The organism is Bacteroides mucinivorans (assembly GCF_034654355.2).
Lineage (GTDB): Bacteria > Bacteroidota > Bacteroidia > Bacteroidales > Bacteroidaceae > Bacteroides > Bacteroides nordii.
This window is the reverse complement of sequence record NZ_CP178179.1, coordinates 4711224-4732719: the sequence shown is the minus strand read 5'-3', so window position 1 is coordinate 4732719 and position 21496 is coordinate 4711224. Positions and strand designations below refer to the sequence as shown.

16 protein-coding genes are annotated in these 21496 nt (G+C 42.5%); 14 read left to right on the top strand and 2 right to left on the bottom strand.

The annotated features are described in order from the left end of the window. Window positions 1–252: 252 nt before the first annotated feature. The 3 genes from VCM39_RS18140 to VCM39_RS18130 all read left to right on the top strand — a co-directional run bounded on the left by VCM39_RS18140 (window position 253) and on the right by VCM39_RS18130 (window position 3899). On the top strand, window positions 253–1320 hold the full coding sequence (locus VCM39_RS18140) for a DUF1573 domain-containing protein (protein ID WP_195660940.1): 1068 nt from the start codon (window positions 253–255) through the stop codon (window positions 1318–1320). Window positions 1321–1338: 18 nt separating this feature from the next. Beyond that, window positions 1339–2433 (top strand): methylmalonyl Co-A mutase-associated GTPase MeaB, encoded by a 1095-nt coding sequence (gene meaB / locus VCM39_RS18135; RefSeq protein WP_221651452.1) that lies wholly within the window; start codon window positions 1339–1341, stop codon window positions 2431–2433. Between the two features lie 113 nt (window positions 2434–2546). After that, entirely contained in the window at window positions 2547–3899 is a 1353-nt protein-coding gene (locus VCM39_RS18130; RefSeq protein WP_221651453.1) for a threonine/serine ThrE exporter family protein, read from the top strand. Between the two features lie 90 nt (window positions 3900–3989). Here VCM39_RS18130 and VCM39_RS18125 read toward each other — a convergent pair whose 3' ends face one another. Then, window positions 3990–4904: a DMT family transporter gene (locus VCM39_RS18125; RefSeq protein ID WP_221651472.1), complete on the bottom strand. Its 915-nt coding sequence runs from the start codon at window positions 4902–4904 to the stop codon at window positions 3990–3992. A 92-nt stretch (window positions 4905–4996) separates the two neighbouring features. On the opposite strand from VCM39_RS18125, the gene VCM39_RS18120 reads away from it, so the two are divergent. The 4 genes from VCM39_RS18120 to VCM39_RS18105 all read left to right on the top strand — a co-directional run bounded on the left by VCM39_RS18120 (window position 4997) and on the right by VCM39_RS18105 (window position 9163). Beyond that, on the top strand, window positions 4997–5830 hold the full coding sequence (locus VCM39_RS18120) for an AAA family ATPase (RefSeq protein WP_221651454.1): 834 nt from the start codon (window positions 4997–4999) through the stop codon (window positions 5828–5830). 94 nt (window positions 5831–5924) lie between these two features. Then, window positions 5925–6923 carry a DUF4435 domain-containing protein gene (locus tag VCM39_RS18115; protein WP_221651455.1) on the top strand — a complete coding sequence of 333 codons (999 nt, stop codon included), beginning with the start codon at window positions 5925–5927 and terminating at the stop codon, window positions 6921–6923. 62 nt (window positions 6924–6985) lie between these two features. After that, window positions 6986–8242 (top strand): mechanosensitive ion channel family protein, encoded by a 1257-nt coding sequence (locus VCM39_RS18110; RefSeq protein WP_221651456.1) that lies wholly within the window; start codon window positions 6986–6988, stop codon window positions 8240–8242. 27 nt (window positions 8243–8269) lie between these two features. Next, complete coding sequence (locus VCM39_RS18105; protein ID WP_289291685.1) at window positions 8270–9163, top strand: AraC family transcriptional regulator; 894 nt, start codon at window positions 8270–8272, stop codon at window positions 9161–9163. A gap of 36 nt (window positions 9164–9199) precedes the next feature. Here VCM39_RS18105 and VCM39_RS18100 read toward each other — a convergent pair whose 3' ends face one another. Further along, the gene (locus VCM39_RS18100; RefSeq protein WP_322932823.1) at window positions 9200–10186 is read right to left on the bottom strand and encodes an aldo/keto reductase; all 987 of its coding nucleotides are present in this window, start codon (window positions 10184–10186) and stop codon (window positions 9200–9202) included. Window positions 10187–10372: 186 nt separating this feature from the next. On the opposite strand from VCM39_RS18100, the gene VCM39_RS18095 reads away from it, so the two are divergent. From VCM39_RS18095 to VCM39_RS18065, 7 genes are all read left to right on the top strand, one after another. Next, window positions 10373–11665 carry a hypothetical protein gene (locus VCM39_RS18095; RefSeq protein WP_322932822.1) on the top strand — a complete coding sequence of 431 codons (1293 nt, stop codon included), beginning with the start codon at window positions 10373–10375 and terminating at the stop codon, window positions 11663–11665. A gap of 10 nt (window positions 11666–11675) precedes the next feature. Continuing rightward, on the top strand, window positions 11676–12665 hold the full coding sequence (locus tag VCM39_RS18090) for a glycoside hydrolase family 5 protein (protein WP_289291681.1): 990 nt from the start codon (window positions 11676–11678) through the stop codon (window positions 12663–12665). 14 nt (window positions 12666–12679) lie between these two features. Next, entirely contained in the window at window positions 12680–13909 is a 1230-nt protein-coding gene (locus tag VCM39_RS18085) for a glycoside hydrolase family 27 protein (RefSeq protein WP_221651461.1), read from the top strand. After that, window positions 13906–15177, top strand: a complete 1272-nt coding sequence (locus tag VCM39_RS18080; protein ID WP_322932821.1) for an acetylxylan esterase — start codon at window positions 13906–13908, stop codon at window positions 15175–15177. Before VCM39_RS18085 ends, VCM39_RS18080 begins: the two co-directional genes overlap by 4 nt. A gap of 146 nt (window positions 15178–15323) precedes the next feature. Further along, window positions 15324–18509 (top strand): TonB-dependent receptor, encoded by a 3186-nt coding sequence (locus VCM39_RS18075; protein ID WP_322932820.1) that lies wholly within the window; start codon window positions 15324–15326, stop codon window positions 18507–18509. An 18-nt stretch (window positions 18510–18527) separates the two neighbouring features. Then, window positions 18528–20213, top strand: a complete 1686-nt coding sequence (locus VCM39_RS18070) for a RagB/SusD family nutrient uptake outer membrane protein (protein WP_221651464.1) — start codon at window positions 18528–18530, stop codon at window positions 20211–20213. Between the two features lie 20 nt (window positions 20214–20233). Continuing rightward, window positions 20234–21481 carry a glycan-binding surface protein gene (locus tag VCM39_RS18065; RefSeq protein WP_221651465.1) on the top strand — a complete coding sequence of 416 codons (1248 nt, stop codon included), beginning with the start codon at window positions 20234–20236 and terminating at the stop codon, window positions 21479–21481. Window positions 21482–21496 lie beyond the last annotated feature (15 nt).

Below are 21496 nucleotides of genomic sequence, written 5' to 3'. Positions count from 1 at the left end.
TTGCACTTATTATAAAATACTGATTGTATTGGAACGCAGATTAACACAGATTTTCGCAAAGAATATGAAGAGAAAGAGTCGTAATCTCTTGTCTTTGCGTCAATCTGCGTTAATTTGCGTTTTATCGTTATAACAGCGCAGCCCACTAATCACTACTCACTAAACCGCTAATCACTATTAATATTCCTTTCAATCCGTTCCATATCTCGTCGAAAACTCCTACATTTGTGCTTCAAATATAATATATAAAGCATGAAACGCAGTATACTCTCTATATTAACTGTTTTTATTATCACTTTGTCTGCCATTGCCCAACCCCGTCTTTCGTCCAATAAAGAGACGCATAACTTTGGGCAAATAGAATGGAAACATCCTGTAACTGTAGAATATACCATTACCAATACCGGAGATAAGCCATTGGTACTGACCAATGTCACCACATCTTGTGCCTGTTCGGTTGCCGATTGGACGAAAAAGCCGATTGCTCCCGGCGAAAAAGGTACTGTCAGTGCAACTTTTGATGCCAAAGCCCTTGGTCATTTTGAAAAAACGATTGGTATTTACAGCAATGCACAGCCCAGTCTGGTATATCTGAAATTTGTAGGTGAAGTGGTGCAGGAAGTTACGGATTTTGCAAAAACACATCCCTATGCTATTGGTTCTATCCGTTTGGATCGTACCGAATTTGATTTCCCGGATGCACACCGGGGAGAAAAACCGACCATTACATTCAGTGTCGTGAATTTGTCGGACCGTCCTTACGAACCTGTACTGATGCATCTTCCTCCCTACCTGAAAATGGAAAGAACGCCGGATGTGGTTCTGAAAGGAAAGAAAGGAAAGATCAAACTAACGCTTGATACGAAACAACTCACCGATCTTGGCCTGACACAGACTTCTGTCTATCTGGCTCGTTTTGCCGGTGATAAGGTGAGCGAGGAGAATGAGATTCCTGTTTCGGCTATTCTTCTTCCGGACTTCTCGGGTATGACCATGCAGGACAGCCTGAATGCACCTGCCATCCGCTTGTCTGAAGACAACATTGACCTCAGTGCGCGGTTGGCTAAGAAGAACAAAGCCTCTCATGATATTGTTATTACAAATACGGGCAAAGCACCTTTGCAGATCAGTAAATTGCAGGTATTCAATTCCTCGGTAGGAGTGAGCCTGAAAAAGACGGTTCTTCAACCGGGTGCAAGTACCAAGCTGCGGGTTACCATTCATAAAAAGAATACAGGCAAGAAGAAACACCACTTACGTATTCTGATGATCACGAATGACCCGGCGCGACCGAAAGTAGAAATTAATATAAAACGATAATCCCTAAATATCATTACCATGGAACATCCGGAAAACAGCGAAGAATATAAAGGACTGGTTGTCAACAAAGGTATTGAGCAGCCTTCATCGGTAAATCCTTATCTGAAGCGTAAGCCGAAGAAGCGTCAGCGCTCTGTAGCAGAGTTTGTAGAAGGGATTGTACAAGGAAATATAACGATCCTCAGTCAGGCAGTGACCTTGGTGGAAAGCGTGAAGCCCGAACATCAGGCTATAGCTCAGGAAGTGATAGAAAAGTGCTTGCCATTTTCCGGAAACTCCATTCGGGTGGGGATTAGTGGTGTACCCGGTGCCGGAAAGAGTACTTCGATCGATGTATTTGGTTTGCATGTGCTCGAAAAGGGAGGTAAGCTGGCTGTGTTGGCTATCGACCCGAGTAGTGAGCGTAGTAAAGGGAGTATTTTAGGGGATAAGACCCGTATGGAACAACTATCGGTACATCCCAATTCGTTTATTCGTCCCAGTCCCTCAGCAGGTTCATTGGGAGGAGTAGCACGAAAAACCCGTGAAACGATCATTCTTTGTGAAGCCGCCGGTTTCGATAAGATTTTTGTAGAGACAGTGGGAGTGGGGCAGAGTGAAACGGCTGTGCACTCTATGGTCGATTTTTTCCTGCTGATTCAGTTAGCAGGTACAGGAGATGAACTTCAGGGCATTAAGCGTGGTATCATGGAAATGGCGGACGGTATTGTCATCAACAAAGCCGATGGAAGCAATATAGATAAAGCCAAGCTGGCTGCATCCCAATTCCGCAATGCTTTGCATCTTTTCCCGGCTCCCGACTCTGGCTGGACACCACAGGTCTTGACGTATTCCGGTTTCTATAACATAGGTGTGAAGGAGATATGGGATATGGTTTATGAATACATCGACTTTGTGAAGGCGAACGGATACTTTGAATATCGACGCAATGAGCAGAGTAAATACTGGATGTATGAAAGTATTAATGAGCAGCTTCGCGATAGCTTTTATCATAATGTAAAGATTGAATCGATGCTATATGAAAAAGAACAACAAGTGCTTGGCGGTAATCTGACCTCTTTTATAGCAGCAAAGACATTATTGGATACCTATTTTGAAGAATTGAGAAAATAAGGATATTTATTCACTTTTTATCTGTCATCTTTCACTCTTGGGTGGGGCTTTTTTGAAAAGGAAATTGTACCTTTGTGCCCCTAAAAGAATAATATCATTATATATATACAAAGATGACGAATAATAATGTGATTGAGCAGGAAGAAGCTTTGTTGCTGAGGCGTAAACTTGACTTGTTGCTTCGTACTGGTAAATTATTGGTAGAAAGTGCTGCGGATACAAATCGGATTGTACGCAATATGAAGCGTGTAGCTGCTTATTTGGGGTTGCCGGAAGATAAACTTCATATTGATGTAAGCTATACAATGCTGGTAGTGAATGTCAGTGATGAGGCGCACTCTTTTTCTAAATTTCAGAAGTGTGAGAAGCATGGTATTAATATGACTGCCATTTCTGAGGTTAGTAAACTATCCTGGCGGGCTATTGAACATGATTATTCTTTGGATCAGTATGAAGAAGAACTGGAGAAAATCTGCTCCCGTCCGCGTAATTACATTCCTTATCTGGTAGCCATTGGTGCCGGTTTTGCTTGTGGAGGTTTTTGCAAGCTGTTTGGTTGCGACTGGATGGCCTTCTTACTGGCTTCTGTTTGTGCTTTTATCGGTTTCCGTGTCCGGGCTCGGTGCATGGAGTTTGGTATCAATGTATATATGAGTATTGCCATCGCGGCTTTTGTTTCTACTTGTCTGGCTTATGCTTCTTCGTTTAGCGGACTCTCGTCTACTCCTTATCATCCGCTTTTGGCCTGTGCCTTGTTTATTGTTCCGGGGGTTCCGTTAATCAATTTTGTGGATGATATGATAGACAATTATCTGCTGGTGGGCATCACGCGTGCTGCTAATACCGCTATGATGGTGGGAGCTATGGCTTTCGGTATTGTTCTTGCTATCCGTTTATGTGTAGTGGAGGATGTCAGTATTGATAAAAAGTTCAGTGAATTGAGTATGATTCCCCACGATCCTTATTATGTATATGCGATTGCTGCTGCAATTGCTGCAATGGGTTTCTCTATGATATTCAATATTCAGCGTCGTTTACTTTGGGTGGTAGCCGTAGGTGGTATCATTGCTGTGTGCACACGTAATTTTGTGAATTTCGAGTTAGGTTTCGGACCGGTGATCGGTTCATTTATGGGTAGTTTTGTAGTCAGTCTGATTGCCGTGAAAGCTGTTCATTGGTTTCATGTTCCCAATCACGTATTGACCATTCCTTCCGTTATCCCTATGATTCCCGGTGTATTGATGTATCGCTCTTTGTTGGGACTCATCGGCATGCACGGCGTAGTAGGTGAAGTAACAGTTGCCTTTTACAACGGTATCAATTCTGCTCTTATTATTCTTTGCATAGCCTTAGGCGTAGCTGTCCCTAACATTTTTGCCCGTCGTTATATTGCCAAAGACCGCCAGAAATTCCTGGAAGAAGAACTGGCAAAGAGAAAGGCGAGGGGGAAGTTTATAGAATGGTGATGAGTGGTTAGTGATTAGTGGTTAGTGATTAGTGATGAGTGATAAAGCGCAGCCACTAATCACTCATCACTAATCACTAATCGTTAATCACTATAATCCTCCTTCCTTCTCCAAATCCGCCCTCGACTTGCTTTGTGTCACGATATATACACCCAGAAATACCAGACCGATGGCAATTCCTTTTTGCCAGCCAAAGGTACCGATACCCATGACTACTGCCGCGATAGACGCGATGATTGGCTGTACATAGTTGTACATACTAACTACTGTAGGGCGGAGTAACTTCTGCGCTGTCATTACGCAGATATAGGCGATGAAACTTCCCCCCAATACCACATATAAAACCTGCCAGATGGCGGGTACGGAAATTGTACTCCATTCAATTGCTGCCACATCCTGATAAGAGAATGGGATGTAGCACATAGAAGCATAAATGAACATCCATTTATTGATGGTAACAGCAGAATATTGCTGGGTAAGCCCTTTGAATACAGTTAGATAGATAGAGAAACTAAGCTGTGCCAGCAGACAGAGTAAGTCTCCCCAGATACTGCTATTGGTATCTCCTGAAATCTGACTGCCTAGTATGAGTATCAATGCTCCCATTGCTCCGACAAAGATACCTAATACTTTCTTGTTTGTAACCGGTTCTTTCAGGTAGATGGCTGCTACAATCATTGTGATGATGGGCAGAGTGGTAGTTACAATAGAGGCGTCAATAGGAGAAGTCAGTGATAATCCGAAAATGAAAACTCCCTGATTAAATACCAATGCAAACAAGGATGCAAAGAATATTTTGAGCATATCCTTATGATTCACATATTCCTGCTTACAAAATACGGAGAGTATCCAGAAAGCGGCAGCTGCCCCCACCATTCGAAAAGTAGTGACCGAAAGAGCAGAAAACTCTTGCAAAGCAAATTTCCCGATGGGAGCCATTAGTCCCCACATCACATTGGCAGTAAGGGCAAACAGATGTCCTTGTACGTTCTTGTTGATATTCATCTTTTTAGTGACCTTTATTGAAAACTGCTGCAAAGGTAACCAATTTATCATTTGAATTGTTTATATTTGCCTTGATATAAAGCAAGAATAGCATGGAAAAACAAGCCAAATATATCCGGCGTATTGAAATAAAAGGGTTATGGAAAAGATTTAATATTGCCTGGGACCTGCGCCCTGACGTGAATATCCTTTCCGGCATTAATGGTGTTGGTAAAACAACTATCTTAAATCGCTCTGTAGGTTATCTGGAGGACCTTTCCGGTGAGATGAAGAACGGAATGAAAGACGGGGTAGATATTTACTTTGATGATCCCGAAGCTACTTATATTCCTTATGATGTAATCCGTAGTTATGACCGCCCTCTTATTATGGGTGATTTTACTGCCCGGATGGCTGATAAGAATGTAAAGTCTGAACTTGACTGGCAGCTCTATCTTTTGCAACGCCGTTATCTGGATTATCAGGTGAATATAGGCAATAAAATGATTGAACTTCTTGCCGGTAATGATGAAGATGAACGGAAAAGGGCAGCTACTTTATCGTTGGCTAAAAAACGCTTTCAGGATCAGATAGATGAACTGTTCAGCTATACCCGAAAGAAAATAGACCGGAGGCGGAATGATATTGCTTTTTACCAGGATGGTGAGCTCTTATTGCCCTATAAACTCTCTTCCGGCGAAAAACAGATGCTTGTTATCTTGCTGACTGTATTGGTGCAGGACAATGAACATTATGTTCTTTTCATGGATGAACCGGAAGCCTCGCTCCACATCGAGTGGCAACAGAAGCTTATCGCTATGATTCGTGAACTGAACCCCAATGTACAAATAATACTGACCACTCATTCGCCTGCCCTCATTATGGAGGGCTGGCTCGATGCTGTCACCGAAGTAACCGATATTACAACGAATGTAGTTGACAATTGACAGTTGACAATTGACAGTTGATAGTTGACAGTTGAGAATACAGAGTAATTTCAATCGTAAATAGTAAATCGTCCAATCGTAAATCTCACATGGCATGGCTCAAACCCTACGCGACAATCTGACTTCCTCTTACTTTAGTGCCGCCCATAAGCTTTATCCCAAGAACACACGCCGGAGAATCGTAGCTTATGTGGAAAGTTATGACGACGTGCCTTTCTGGCGCACGTTGTTTGAGGAGTTTGAGAATGATGAATATTATTTTCAGGTAATGCTTCCTTCGGCCACCTCTTTGGCAAAGGGGAAGAAGATGGTACTAATGAATACTCTGAATACGGCCGAATTAGGAAAAAGCCTCATCGCCTGTGTGGATAGTGATTATGATTTTCTTTTGCAGGGAGCCACTGCTACTTCCCGGAAGATAAACAGAAACAGATATATCTTTCAGACCTATACCTATGCCATCGAAAATCATCATTGCTTTGCAGAGAGTTTGCATGAGGTATGTGTACAGGCCACATTGAATGACCGTCCGTTGATTGACTTTGCTGCTTTCATGCGGAGATATTCCCAAATAACTTATCCTCTTTTTCTTTGGAACGTCTGGTTCTATCGGCAGCATGATACACACACGTTTCCTATGAGTGATTTTAATACATATATCCGGTTATTGGACGTCAATCTGCGGCATCCTGAACGATGTCTGGAAGCTTTACAAAGGACGGTCTCTGCCAAACTATCGGAACTGCAAACCCGTTTTCCTCATTATATTAGTCGGGTGGATGCCTTGGGTTCCGAACTGGAAAAGTTGGGATTGGTTCCAGAAACAACTTATCTCTATATTCAAGGGCATCATATAATGGATAATGTAGTGATGAAACTTCTGATACCGGTTTGTACGCTTCTTCGCAGAGAGCGGGAGCAGGAGATAAAGAAATTGGCAGAACATGATGAACAGTTTCGTAATGAACTGACTTGTTATCAGAACAGTCAGATAAACGTAGAAATCATGTTGAAGAAGAATAGTGCATACAAAGCACTGTATCTTCACCAATGGTTACGCGACGACGTAAGGGAATTCCTGGAGAAAGGGTAGTGACGTGAAACAAACAGGGTGTTTTGCCGTTGCCCTATTATAACGGCAGATAAAGTATAACAATGGAAAAAATTACAGGTATAATCAAGGAAATTCTCCAGTCATGGGGATTTAATGAGTCATGGACTGATGATTTAACGAGCGCTATTATTTTAGTTATCATTTTGGCTATTGCTTTTTTGGGAGATGCCATTTGCAAGCATGTTATCTTGACGACGGTTACCCGGCTTGTGAAAAAAACAAAGGCCACATGGGATGACGTTGTGTTTGATCGTAAAGTGATGATTTACCTCAGCCATCTGGTGGCACCTATCATTCTGTATATACTGCTACCGCTTGCCATATCCAATGCCGGTCTGCTGACTTTTATATTACGTATTTGCATGATTTATATCATTGCAGTCTTTTTAAAGTTTATCAGTGCACTTCTCTCTGCACTTTATCATGTATACAGCGAGCGTGAGCAGTTTCGCGACCGTCCTTTGAAAGGATTGTTACAGACGGTTCAGGTCATTCTCTTCTTTATTGGTGGTATTATTATCGTCAGTATTCTGATTGATAAATCGCCAATGGTGCTGCTTACCGGTCTGGGAGCTTCTGCCGCTGTCCTGATGTTGGTATTCAAAGACAGTATTATGGGCTTCGTTTCGGGCATTCAACTTTCTGCCAACAATATGCTGAAGGTGGGAGACTGGATTGAAATGCCGAAGTATGGGGCCGACGGAACGGTGATTGAAGTAACTTTGAATACCGTAAAGGTACGTAATTGGGATAATACCATTACCACTATTCCTCCCTATGCTTTGGTCAGTGATTCCTTTCAGAATTGGCGAGGTATGCAGGAGTCCGGAGGACGACGTATAAAGCGTTCTATCAGGATTGATATGAACAGTGTGAAGTTTTGTACTCCGGAGATGTTGGCAAAATACCGGAAAATACGTTTGCTGAAAGACTATATCGAAGAGACGGAGAAGGTAGTGGAAGAGTATAACAAAGAACATGGAATAGACAACTCTGTGTTAGTGAATGGCCGTCGCCAAACCAATTTGGGTGTATTTCGTGCCTATCTGACTAATTATCTGAGAAGTCTTCCGGCAGTCAACCAGGATCTTACATGTATGGTGCGTCAGTTGCAACCCACCGAACAAGGTATTCCTCTCGAACTCTATTTCTTCTCGTCCATCAAAGCCTGGATTCCTTACGAGGGCGTTCAAGCCGATGTGTTCGATCATGTGCTTGCCATTATTCCGGAATTTGATTTGCATGTATTCCAGAATCCTACAGGAGAAGATTTCAGGGCGTTAAGCAGGAATAATTAAGAATTTAGATTAATACTATTTACAACAATGAATGCGCAGCAAAGTTATATTATCCGTGAGATTACTCCACTCTCTGACAAAGATTGTTTTTATATAGCCGAGCGGTATAAGACGGAATTTACATACCCTATTCACAATCATGCCGAATTTGAACTGAACTTTTGTGAGAAGGCTGCTGGAGTACGTAGGATTGTAGGTGACTCTGCGGAAGTAATTGGCGATTATGATCTGGTGTTGATTACCGGGCAGGATCTGGAGCATGTCTGGGAGCAAAACGAATGCAACTCAAAAGAGATACGCGAGATAACTATTCAGTTTTCTTCTGATCTTTTCTCTAAAAACTTCATTAATAAGAATCAGTTCGATTCTATTCGCCGGATGTTGGAACGTGCGCAAAAAGGACTCTGCTTCCCTATGTCTGCCATTATGAAAGTGTATTCCATGCTCGATACATTAGCTTCTGAAAAACAAGGATTTTATGCTGTGCTTAAGTTCATGACTATTCTGTATGAGCTTTCTCTCTTTGAGGAGGAATCCCGTACATTGTCCAGTTCTTCTTTTGCGAAGATCGATGTCCATGCTGATAGTCGGAGGGTACAGAAGGTACAGGAATATATCAATGAGCACTATAAAGAGGAGATTCGTTTGAATAATCTGGCAGATATGGTAGGAATGACTGCTGTTTCTTTTAGCCGCTTTTTCAAACTTCGTACCGGAAAGAGTCTTTCTGATTATATTATTGATATCCGTCTTGGGTTTGCCGCTCGCTTGTTGGTAGACTCTACCATGTCTGTAGCCGAGATCTGCTATGATTGCGGATTCAATAACCTCTCTAATTTTAACCGGATATTTAAGAAGAAAAAGGCATGCTCTCCTAAGGAGTTTCGGGAGAATTACAGGAAAAAGAAGAAGATCGTGTGAGAAGTGGTAGGGTTGTAACCCTACCTCCTCATAATCCTATAACCTCCTTAATTCTTCCTTTGTAAATGAGGTATTTCTTATTGCTTTCAGATTATCTTCCAGTTGGGCTACCGAGCTGGCACCAATGATGACTGATGTTACTAAATCATCTTTTAGAACCCATGCCAGAGCCATCTCTGCTAAGGTTTGTCCTCGTTCCTCTGCCATTTTGTTCAGTACTTTGATTTTGCTTAAAACTTCTTCTGTGAGTTGTTCCTTTTTCAGGAAACCTCCGCGGGCCATTCGTGAATCTTCGGGAATGCCATTGATGTATCGGTTCGTCAATAATCCTTGTGCTAAGGGAGAGAATGCAATAAATCCGGTACCATTTTCTTTGGCTTGTTGAAGGATACCCTCTTCTTCCGGTTCCCGGTTGAACAGGTTATATTTTCCTTGATAGAGCAAGCAATGTATGTCTCTTTCTGCCAGATATTTGTAAGCAAACTCAGCAGCTTCTTTCGGGTATTTGGAGATACCTACATACAAAGCCTTTCCTTGGCGGACAATATCTACCAATGTTTGCAATGTTTCTTCCAATGGAGTCACCGGATCATAACGGTGCGAATAGAAAATATCCACATAATCCAGATTCATACGTTTCAAGCTTTGGTTGAGGCTTGCCATCAGATATTTTCTTGATCCCCATTCTCCGTAAGGGCCCGGCCACATATCGTGTCCGGCTTTCGTAGAGATAAACAGCTCATCCCGGTAAGGGAGGAATGATTTTTTCATAATCTCACCGAACGTTTCTTCTGCCGAGCCATAGGAAGGCCCGTAGTTATTTGCCAGATCGAAATGAGTGATTCCTTTGTCGAAAGCATAATGTGCCATTCGCTGGCTGTTGGCAAATGTATCTACATCTCCGAAGTTATGCCACAGCCCCAGGGAAATTTCCGGGAGCATAATTCCGCTTTTACCACAACGGCGGTATTTCATACCGTTACTGTATCTCTCGTTGTCGGGTGAATAAACAGGGTTTATCATATTTGTAATTATTAGGTTTACATATCTAAGTATGTAAACAAAGATATGGTTTTTATACTAAAAAAGCAGCAAAAAAGACTTTACTATTTACTGAAAAGTCAAATAGTATAATGAAATGATAAAATAATACTGGATACTTAACTTCAACTGCACTATTTTTGTAATATCATTTTAAATCTGATAATTATGCTAAAGCAAATTGCGTTCTTTGTTGTTTCTATTACTTTATTGGGAGCTTGTACTCCAAAACAGACCCTCATTTCTTCTCCTTTCGTCCGCGTAGAAAACGGGCAGTTTATGCGTAATGATACACCTTATTATTACGTAGGTACTAATTTCTGGTATGGAGCGATACTCGGTTCCGAAGGTGAGGGAGGAGATCGCCAACGCCTTCGTAAAGAGCTGGATTTTTTGAAAAGTATCGGGGTAGATAATCTTCGTATATTAGTGGGCTCTGACGGTAATCGGGGTGTTACTGCCAAAGTAGAACCTACCTTGCAAATAGCTCCCGGAGTATATAATGATACTATTTTAGCCGGACTTGATTATTTACTGGCCGAAATGAGTAGGCGTAAAATGTTAGCTGTACTTTATTTGAATAACTCCTGGGAGTGGAGTGGTGGATATGGACAGTATCTCGAATGGGCAGGTTATGGTAAAGCACCTGTGCCGGCAGTAGATGGATGGCCGGCTTATATGGAATATGTGAAACTGTTTCAGCAATCGGATAGTGCGAAGGTTTTGTTTGCCAATTATGTGAATGATATGGTAAGCCGTGTCAATAGATATACGAATATAAAATATGTGGATGATCCGACCATTATGTCGTGGCAGGTAGGTAATGAACCTCGTGCTTTTTCTGATGAAAACAAAATACTGTTTGCTGCCTGGATTGCACAGGTGGCAGCTCAACTCAAGTCATTGGACAGAAATCATCTGGTGTCTACCGGTAGTGAGGGGATGTGGGGGTGCGAACAGGATATGGCTCTGTTTGAGCAGATTCATGCTGATCCGAATGTCGATTATATGAATATTCATATTTGGCCCTATAACTGGGGGTGGGCACCTAAAGATAGTTTACAGGAAAAACTTGAAACAGCAAAAGTCAAGACCAAAGCTTATATTGATGATCATCTGGTAGTGGCTCGTAAGTACAGAAAACCGCTGGTTCTTGAAGAATTTGGTTTCCCCCGTGATGGTTTTCAGTTCTCGAAAGAAAGTACTACCGGCGCAAGAGATGCGTACTATTCTTATGTGTTTGGTCTGATTTCTGATAAAGATGCTTCCGGTGGATTATTTGCCGGATGTAACTTCTGGGCATGGGGTGGTTTTGCAACTTCTTCTTCCGAGCGTGTGTTTTGGCAGAAAGGCGATGACTATACGGGTGATCCGGCACAAGAAGAACAAGGACTGAATTCTGTTTTTGCAACAGATAGCACAGTAGATATTGTGAAAGCAGCCAGTGTAAAACTAAAATAATCTGTAAGTTATGAAGTACCTATTAATAGGATTATTCTTTTTGATTGGCAGTGTTACTACAACAGGATGCGCTACAGAAATAGGAGAGTTGGGATCGGGAACGAAGAAAACGGTGGTGGAACGGAATGGTTGCCTGTCAGTGCGAGGAACCTCTCTTGTTAATGAAAGAGGCGAAAGTATTGTATTAAAAGGGGTGAGTTATGGCTGGCATAATTGGTGGCCCCGATTCTACAATGCTTCTACCGTCCAATTTCTGCATGATGACTGGGGATGCTCACTTGTGAGGGCAGCTATGGGAGTAGAACCGGAAGGTGCTTACATTCACTCTCCGGGACAGGCTCTTCAGTGCATTACTACGGTTGCGGATGCTGCAATTGCCAGTGGCATTTATGTGATTATAGATTGGCATAGTCATAGCATCCGTACCGAAGAAGCCAGACAATTCTTTACGCAGATGGCCACTCGTTATAAAGGGATCCCAAACGTGATTTATGAAATATTCAATGAACCGGTTGAAGATTCCTGGATAGATGTAAAGGCCTATTCGACAGAAATTATCCATGCTATTCGTACCATTGATCCGGAAGCACTTATTCTGATAGGCACTCCCCATTGGGACCAGGACGTTCATTTGGCTGCAGACGATCCTATAACCGGCTATACCAATATCATGTATACTCTACATTTCTATGCATCAACTCACAGACAGGAGCTTCGTGACCGCGCGGATTATGCTTTGAAGAAGGGACTTCCTTTGTTTGTATCCGAATGTGCCGGAATGGAGGCTACAGGTGATGGCCCCATCAATATCGGAGAGTGGGGCAGGTGGTTGGAGTGGATGAAAAAACACAGCATCAGTTGGGCTGCCTGGTCCATAGCCGATAAAGATGAAACCTGTTCTATGATTCAGAAATACGGCTCTTCTAAAGGAGATTGGAAGGATAGTGATCTGAAGGAGTGGGGTACGATCATTCGTGACGAATTGAAATTAACGAAATAAGAAAACATAAAATTATGAGAAAGATTACTTTAGTCGCTGTATTAGCGGCATTGTTGTGTATACCCTTCGGAGTGAAGGCGCAGAAATTTGAAGGATTGGCTGATACTCCGCCAATGGGCTGGAACAGTTGGAACAAATTTGCCTGTGATATAAACGAAGAAATAATCAGAGGCATTGCCGACGCAATGGTGGAAACAGGATTAAGAGATGCCGGATACATCTATCTGAATCTGGATGATTGTTGGCATGGCGAACGTGATAGCCTTGGATTTATTCAGGCAGATCCCGTTAAATTTCCATCAGGTATCAGGGCACTCGCTGATTATGTACATTCTAAAGGATTAAAACTGGGTATTTACTCGGATGCTGGCAGAAAAACTTGTGGTGGACGTCCGGGTAGCTTCGGTCATGAATATCAGGATGCTTTGCAATACGCTAAATGGGGAATTGACTATCTGAAATATGACTGGTGTGAATCCGAAGACATTAATCCGGTGGGAGCTTATAACTTGATGCGTGATGCACTTCGTGCTGCCGGACGTCCGGTTTACTTCAGCATGTGTGAGTGGGGGCATAGCAAACCTTGGGAGTGGGCTTCCGAAACCGGACATTCTTGGCGTACAACGGGAGATATTTATAATTGTTTCGATTGTGTAGATGAGCATCCGGGTTGGAAAGCTTTTGGTGTACTTCAGATACTTGACATGCAGAATGGACTTCGCAAGTATGCTGGTCCGGGACATTGGAATGATCCTGATATGTTGGAGGTTGGCAATGGACAGACTGTTAGTGAAGATCGTGCTCACTTTTCCATGTGGTGTATGCTTGCTGCACCACTGATCCTTGGGAATGACATTCGTAACATGAACCAGGATACGAAAGAGATTATTATGAATCAGGAAGTAATTGCACTTGATCAGGACAGTCTGGGTATTCAAGGCTTGAAGTTTGCTTCAGAAAACGGATTGGAATTCTGGTTCAAACCATTAGTGAATGATGAGTGGGCTTTCTGTATTCTCAATCGTACCACCACCTCTCAAGAGTATAGCATTGACTGGCAGAAGTTCAATTTGTATGATGAGGTAGCAAAGCGTTTTACTAATTTTGACTCTAAAGTATATAATATACGCAATCTTTGGACAAAAGAGGACGAAGGTAATACCCGGAAAGTGAAGCGTGTTATTGTTCCTGGTCATGATGTGGTATTATATCGTCTTACTCTTAATAAGAAAACAAAGAAATGAAAAGTTGGTTAGTAAACTTATGTTTGTTAGGGTATTCACTAACTTTATCTGCACAGTCGGATCAGGTAAAACCCAATTTGGATTATGAGGTGAAACAAACGAATGATTGGGTTTTTTATTCGCCAGCCAATCCTGTTATTCAGGTGGTTGTTGCTAACCATAAAGAGGTGACCCTTCCGGCTGTTTTACAGTTGGATATTTCTACAGACCGGCATCAGCCACTCTTGGCCCTTTCTCAGTCAATTCTTTTACAGAAGGGAGATTCTACAGAGATCACATTTTCGTTTACCCTTCCTGCGCCGGGTTTTTATCGTTGTGCTCTTTCTGAGGATGGACGGATGATTAAAAACTTTACTATTGGATATGAACCCGAAAGTATCCTTTCTCTGCCTGATAATCAACCCGATTTGAAAGATTTTTGGGAAAAGGCGAAAGCGGATTTGGCGGAGATAGTCCCCGAATATCAGTTAACTTTGATTCCTGATTCTTCCAATACAGAGCGCAGGCTCTATCGGGTGAAAATGAAATCGTTGGGTGGTGTTGAGATATCCGGTTTTTATTCTACTCCTGCAAAGAAAGGGAAATATCCGGCTATTATCTCTTATATGGGATATGGCTCAAAACCCTGGGTTCCCGGTGGTACTTCCGGTTATGTAGAATTTGTATTGTCCACCCGTGGGCAAGGGTTGCAAGAACCGGTCAATACCTATGGCGACTGGATAACCTATGGACTGGATTCCAAAGAAAATTATTATTATCGGGGTGCCTTTATGGATTTAATTCGTGCCATTGATTTCGTTACCAGCCGTTCTGAAGTGAATACTGACTATATCTTTGCCGAAGGAGGTAGTCAAGGTGGAGCATTTACTCTTGCCGCTGCTGCTCTCGATGATCGTTTTTGTGCCATTGCTCCTACCATTCCTTTTCTTTCTGACTATCCCGATTACTTCAAGATTGTTCATTGGCCGGCAGAACCTGTTCTTCAAAAGCAGAAAGAGATGGGGATAAGTGATGCAAAATTGTATCAGCTTTTGTCTTATTTTGATATAAAGAACCTTGCCGGTTGGATAAAGTGTCCGGTTATTATGGGCGTTGGCCTTCAGGATGAAGTTTGTCCGCCACATACAAACTTCTCCGGTTACAACCGTATATCAACTGAGAAAGAGTACCATATTTATCCTTTGAACGGGCACAATACACCTGAAAGTTGGTGGAAAACAAAGATGGACTTCTTTGAAAAACAGATGCGTAAAAGGAGTAGAAAGTAAGAGTCTGCTCTAAACAAAGAGTGTAAAGATTATAAGTGGTAGAATTGTATTAGTATATGATAATATTGTACTTGTCTCTTTTACCACTTGCTCCTACCTTTGCTAACGTAAAAATGTAAATCATTTATTTAAATCTATGTGTTGATATGAAGAACATTATGTTGTTTCTGATAGCACTCCTGATGAGTAGCTATGTGACGGCCCAACAAACCACCGTTACCGGTATCGTGACTGATGCGAATGACGGTTCTCCTCTGATCGGGGCCAATATTTTGGTGAAAGGCACTACGGTAGGTGCTATTGCCGACCTTGATGGTCGGTTTAGTGTGAATGTTCCTGAGGGAAAGAAAATTCTTGTATTCTCCAGTATTGGTTATAAGACGCAAGAAGTTACATTACAATCCGGTCAAAAGTCGGTAACCGTGGCGTTGAAGGAAGATTCGGAAATGCTGGACGAAGTAGTGGTAGTAGGCTATGGTACGATGAAGAAAAGTGATCTGACCGGTTCCGTAGCCAACCTTTCAGGTGATAAGCTGAAAGAATCTATTGTAACCAATGTAGACCAGATGCTTCAAGGACGCGTCGCCGGTGTGCAGGTTGCAGCCAATTCCGGTGCTCCGGGGGCGGCCAATTCCATTCGTATCCGTGGTGCAAGCTCCATCAACGGCACTAATGAACCTCTTTACATTATTGATGGCATACCGATGAGTGGTGAAGGTACCTCTACTGCCGGATTTGAATGGTCGGGTGGCTCCAACGGACAGAATGTAGTAAATCCCCTGGCTTCTATCTCTCCAAGTGATATTGTCTCCATGTCTGTATTGAAAGATGCTTCGGCTACGGCAATTTATGGAACTTCCGGTGCCAATGGTGTTGTTATTATCACTACAAAACGTGGGAATAAGGGACGTACGAATATCACTTATGATGGATATGCGGCACTTCAGCAACGTACCGGGAAAATTGATATGATGGATCTTCGTGAATTCGGAACCTATCAAAAGCAACTTTATGAAGAAGGTGTATTACCTAATGTGGATGTGGCCTATCTGGACCCTTCTTTACTGGGCAAAGGTACTGACTGGCAAGATGCCGTAACGAGTAATGCCTGGATGCATAGTCATAATCTTTCTTTGAACGGTGGTACTGACAAAACTCAATATGCATTTTCTGTTGGTTATATGGGACAAGACGGTATGCTGCTTAATTCAAACTTTGAACGCTATACCGGCCGTATGACCCTGGATAGTGAATTCAATAAATATATTAAGATGGGTGGCTCTTTTTCTTACTCTCGTACCAATGAGTCAATTATTAACAACGATGGTATCAATGGGGTGGTGATGCAGGCTGCTTTAATGTCTCCGTCTGTTCCGGTGTATGATTTTGATGGCAATTATGCCGGCCCCGAATCAGTAAACGGTTCATCTATTTACAATCCGGTTGCTTTGACAAACGACCAGATTAACACCCTGTTACGTGAACGCTTCATGGGGAATGCCTATGCTTTGATCACCTTTAACAAATATGTCAATTTCCGTACCGAGTTTGGTATTGATGGTTCCAATAATCTGAACAAAGGTTTCAAACCCAGCTACGAATATGGTCAGTTAAAGAATACCGATATCATGATTATGCAACGTGAAGAACATAGTCTTTATTGGATATGGAAGGGATATGCTACTTACAATCAGAGTTTCGGTAAACACAATATCAACTTTATGGCAGGTATGGAATCCTCCAAATCTTCTTGGGAAGGTACACAGTTGCAAAAGAATCAATTGTCATCTAATGATATTCATGTAATCGGTGCTGATGGTGTATTCACTTCCAATAGTGGTTGGAAAGACGCTGCCACGAAAGTTTCCGCTTTCGGACGTGCCAATTACAATTATGCCGACCGCTATTTATTGACTGCAACTTTACGTGCCGATGCCTCTTCTAAATTCGGAATTAATAACCGTTGGGGATATTTTCCTTCATTTGCGGCAGCCTGGCGTGTGACAGGAGAGGACTTTATGAAAGGGACTCAGAAATGGCTATCCAATCTGAAGTTTCGTTTGGGATATGGCCAGGTGGGTAGTGATAATATCGGAACGTACCGATATGGGTCTACCATGGTAGCTTTTCCTTCTGCTTTTGGTACGGCATACCGCATGGCAAACAATGCAAATCCGGATTTAAAGTGGGAAGCTTCTGTACAATATAATGCGGGTATCGACTTGGGATTATTCAACGGGAGGATTGATCTGACTGTGGATGCTTATTATAAGACAACCAAAGATTTGTTGTTGCAACCTTCTGTGTCTCCCGTTTTGGGAGGTTCCGGATGGACGGATATCCAAACACCTTTTATGAATATAGGAAAGGTTGACAATAAAGGTATTGATATCTCTTTGAACACACACAATATTGCTACAAAAGATTTCAACTGGCATTCAAACCTCACTGTTTCTATCAATCGCAATAAGGTGAAAGAATTGGATGAACTGGGTACCACCATTTATGGTAAACTGGATTGGTATGCCGGTTTCCAGACCGTTTCTATGATTAAGGTAGGACAGCCTATCGGTGTATTTTATGGATACCTTACAGACGGACTGTTTGAAAATGCCGAGGAACTGCGTACCCATGCCTTGCCCGAAGGAGTAGGTGTACACCGTACAACCGGTGCATGGGTCGGAGACGTGAAGTTTAAAGATATCAGTGGTCCGAATGGTGTACCCGACGGTGTTATCAACGAATATGACCAGACTATTATCGGTGATCCGAATCCTGATTTTACATTTGGCTTTACCAATACCTTTACATACAAGAACTGGGAACTTGGTATCGGACTGACCGGAGCGGTAGGTGGGGATATTCTTAACTATGTTCGTGTAAAAACAGAAGGGTTGATGTCACAGTGGGACAATCAGTCAGCTACTGTGCTCAACCGTGCAAGACTGGGTTATTATGACGGTATCAATACCGATGTGGAGAATGCTGATAATTGTTATCTCATCAATGGAACTTCTTCCCTTCCCCGTTGGAGCGGAAATGATATTAATGGTAATAATCGTATGAGTGACCGTTGGATTGAAGATGGTAGTTATCTGCGTATCCAGAATATTTCATTGGCTTATAATTTCCCTCAAGTCTGGCTGAAGAAGATTGGAATGGTAAACTGTAAACTCTATTTTAATGCGCAAAACGTGTACACCTTTACCGGATATTCCGGTCTTGATCCGGAAATAGGTTCATACAACCAGCAGGTAGGCCTGTCCAATGTGGATATGGGTCGTTATCCTTCGCCACGTGTATATACATTGGGTGCAAACATTACGTTCTAACTTAAAGGATTATCGAATATGAAAAATATATTTAAAACAATTTGTCTGTCGTCTCTGTTAGCGGTGACATCGTCTTGTGCTGATTTCCTGACTATTGTACCTGAAAGCGAACAGGTGCTGGAAACTTATTATACATCGGAGGCTGCAATCAATGCAAATACAGCTTCTCTTTACAGTGCTTTTGTCTGGCAAGACTTCCATATGAACTTTATGTGGATGGCAGGTGATGAATTGGCAGGTGATCTTTTTTATACATTTGACCAGGAAGGACAGTTCTATTATATGACTTTCCAGAATGGTAACACTTATCTGACACAAGGTTGGAATGGCCTTTTCCGTGTTGTTTCTTACTGCAATAACATCATCAATGGCATGCCGGATGCAGCCCGCACGAATGGGATTTCTGAAACGATCATTAATCGTGCGCTTGGCGAAGCACGTTGTATTCGCGGTATTGCTTACTATCTGCTCACTGAATATTGGCAGGATGTGCCTATCATTACCGACAATAACATTTCCGGTGATCAGGTGATCCGTAATAAACAGGCAAGCGTTTATGAATTCATTCGTCAGGATCTGGAATTTGCTAAGGATAATCTTCCGGCTTCTCCGTTTCAGGCAGGGCGTTGCTCCGGATATACTGCTATCGGAATGTTGGCAAAGTTACACCTCACAATGGCGTCTCACTTGTCTGACGGTGCATCTGCCGATAATTTTGCGAAGGCTAAAGCGTATGCAGCCGAAGTGATAAACAAGAGCGGATTTAGTCTTTACGGAGATTTATCAACACTGTTTTATCCTGCAGGAAACAATAGCTCAGAGTCTTTGTTTGCCATTCAGTGTACGAATGACGGATATGGTTACGGTAACAGTCGCAATGTATCCCTCTCCCGTAATGCTTTGATTACTTTAGGATCTTCCTGGGGATCAGGTAAAGGTCCTACACTGAGTTTGCAGGAAACATTTGAAACTGGTGATCTTCGCCGTTACTATACTTACATGCGCAATGGCGATCAGTATGGAAATCTGGGTGGTGGCGGTTATACGTACAGCAACTTCTCCGAAGATGAGAGTACAGAGTCGTCCAACGAAATGCTGGCCCATGTCCGAAAATATGTAATAGGTGCGAATGACGACTGTGGCGGTTTGGCCGGAGCTTCCAATCAGGATGCCGGAAATAACATTTATCTGTTGCGTCTGGCCGATATCTATCTTTGTTATGTAGAAGCATGTATTGGTGCCGGTTCTTCTACAAACGATGTGTTGGCACTGGATGTATTCAAACAGATTCGTTTGCGTGCCGGACTTCCCTGGGAAAAAACAACCATAACCTATGATGAACTGATAAAAGAGCGTCGCGTGGAGTTTGCCCTTGAAAGTATAAACTTCTTTGATGTAAAGCGTATTGCGTATCGTGACATGAATAAGGCGCTTGCTTACCTGAATGGCATGGAACGCCAGCGTCAGTATGTTTCCAATGGTCAGTTTACCTGGCAGGAACGCAATGCTGTGGGCGCTTACCATGGCGGTTTCACTTCTCTCAATCCGAATGATGATCCAAGAGGTAAAGGTTCTATCTTCTATATCAATCCGGATATAGCAAAGATAACAATCGGTGCCGGTAATCTGGTATTACCTGTTCCGGCGGAGACAATAACCAAGACTCCTTCCATTACCCGGGACCCTGTAGATTATCAATTTTAACCTCTAAGTTTAAGAAGATTATGAATAAGTATATATTCAACATTGCTCTTGCAGTATTAACGCTAACCTTTTTCGGTGCATGCTCTGATGATGATGGAAGGGGTGCGAACGGTGGTGCTCCCTTGGTGAGATACATCCGTCCTTGCGATGCTGCAGTTTCAGACTCTTTATTGACGAGTGCTTATCTGGGCGATCGCATTGCCATTATCGGTGAACATTTGGGTGGTGTAAATGCCATTTACTTCAATGATCAGAAGGTCAAGCTAAATCCGAATTTTGTTACGGATAATGCCATTATCGTTAGTATCCCTTCCGGTATTCCGGGTGAAAAGCAGGATTTGATAAAACTGTATACTAATAATGATTCGTGTTACTATTCATTTGAGACGAAAGTTCCTGTCCCGTCGGTTAAATCGATGACCTGTGAATATGTCGCCGAAGGTGATATCGCCTATATCCAGGGATTGTATTTTGTCAATGAGGATGCTAATCCGTTGAAGGTTACTTTTACAGGAGATGTAGATGGTGAAATAGTCAGTCATGATGTGAACAATATTGCCGTAAAAGTACCTGCCGGTGCACAACCTGGTCCTGTTAGAGTAACTTCAGTATATGGTACTGGCGAGAGTTCTCTTAACTTTCGTGACAATCGTAATATTATTCTTGACTTTGACACTCTCTTCCCTGACGGTGGTTACAATCATGGTTGGCATGCCGGTGCAGGTTATGGTACCGAAGAGGGTATTAGCGGGCAGTATCTGATTTTCAAAGGTAAGATGAGTGATGACACCTGGGATGACAGTAACTTTGGTTATGAACGCTGGACGTACCGTACTACTGATTCTGATTTCTTCAATGCAGGCACTTTGGATAAATATGTGTTGAAGTTTGAGGTTAATATTCCGGACGTATGGTCGGCTGCGGCCTTTCAGATTATATTTACCGGTGCCGATGAAGTGTGGCTGAACTGGCAGGAGGGTGGTGCTACAGGAGGGAATCCTAATAATGCTTATATGTCTGATGCTACCTATCCGCGTGCATTGTGGATGCCTTGGACTGCTACCGGCTCTTATACTACTAATGGTTGGACTACGGTAACCATTCCGATGAGTGACTTTAAGTATAATGGAGACGGAGCGGAAGTAGGCGTGAAAGCAGCCGGTCATTATTCAGGAATCACCCTGTTTGTAGGTAAAGGCGGTGTAGCCGGAACAGAATGTACCCCGACCTTTTACATTGATAATGTTCGTGTTGTAGAAGCCGAATGATAAATTTAATTATAA

What these genes read in the sequence shown, in the direction of transcription:
- VCM39_RS18115 (WP_221651455.1), top strand. Translation starts at nt 5,925, where the DNA reads ATGGCTCAAACCCTACGCGACAATCTGACTTCCTCTTACTTTAGTGCC.
- VCM39_RS18110 (WP_221651456.1), top strand. Translation starts at nt 6,986, where the DNA reads ATGGAAAAAATTACAGGTATAATCAAGGAAATTCTCCAGTCATGGGGA.
- VCM39_RS18065 (WP_221651465.1), top strand. Translation starts at nt 20,234, where the DNA reads ATGAATAAGTATATATTCAACATTGCTCTTGCAGTATTAACGCTAACC.
- VCM39_RS18120 (WP_221651454.1), top strand. Translation starts at nt 4,997, where the DNA reads ATGGAAAAACAAGCCAAATATATCCGGCGTATTGAAATAAAAGGGTTA.
- VCM39_RS18095 (WP_322932822.1), top strand. Translation starts at nt 10,373, where the DNA reads ATGCTAAAGCAAATTGCGTTCTTTGTTGTTTCTATTACTTTATTGGGA.
- VCM39_RS18130 (WP_221651453.1), top strand. Translation starts at nt 2,547, where the DNA reads ATGACGAATAATAATGTGATTGAGCAGGAAGAAGCTTTGTTGCTGAGG.
- meaB (WP_221651452.1), top strand. Translation starts at nt 1,339, where the DNA reads ATGGAACATCCGGAAAACAGCGAAGAATATAAAGGACTGGTTGTCAAC.
- VCM39_RS18075 (WP_322932820.1), top strand. Translation starts at nt 15,324, where the DNA reads ATGAAGAACATTATGTTGTTTCTGATAGCACTCCTGATGAGTAGCTAT.
- VCM39_RS18070 (WP_221651464.1), top strand. Translation starts at nt 18,528, where the DNA reads ATGAAAAATATATTTAAAACAATTTGTCTGTCGTCTCTGTTAGCGGTG.
- VCM39_RS18080 (WP_322932821.1), top strand. Translation starts at nt 13,906, where the DNA reads ATGAAAAGTTGGTTAGTAAACTTATGTTTGTTAGGGTATTCACTAACT.
- VCM39_RS18090 (WP_289291681.1), top strand. Translation starts at nt 11,676, where the DNA reads ATGAAGTACCTATTAATAGGATTATTCTTTTTGATTGGCAGTGTTACT.
- VCM39_RS18085 (WP_221651461.1), top strand. Translation starts at nt 12,680, where the DNA reads ATGAGAAAGATTACTTTAGTCGCTGTATTAGCGGCATTGTTGTGTATA.
- VCM39_RS18140 (WP_195660940.1), top strand. Translation starts at nt 253, where the DNA reads ATGAAACGCAGTATACTCTCTATATTAACTGTTTTTATTATCACTTTG.
- VCM39_RS18100 (WP_322932823.1), bottom strand. Translation starts at nt 10,186, where the DNA reads ATGATAAACCCTGTTTATTCACCCGACAACGAGAGATACAGTAACGGT.
- VCM39_RS18125 (WP_221651472.1), bottom strand. Translation starts at nt 4,904, where the DNA reads ATGAATATCAACAAGAACGTACAAGGACATCTGTTTGCCCTTACTGCC.
- VCM39_RS18105 (WP_289291685.1), top strand. Translation starts at nt 8,270, where the DNA reads ATGAATGCGCAGCAAAGTTATATTATCCGTGAGATTACTCCACTCTCT.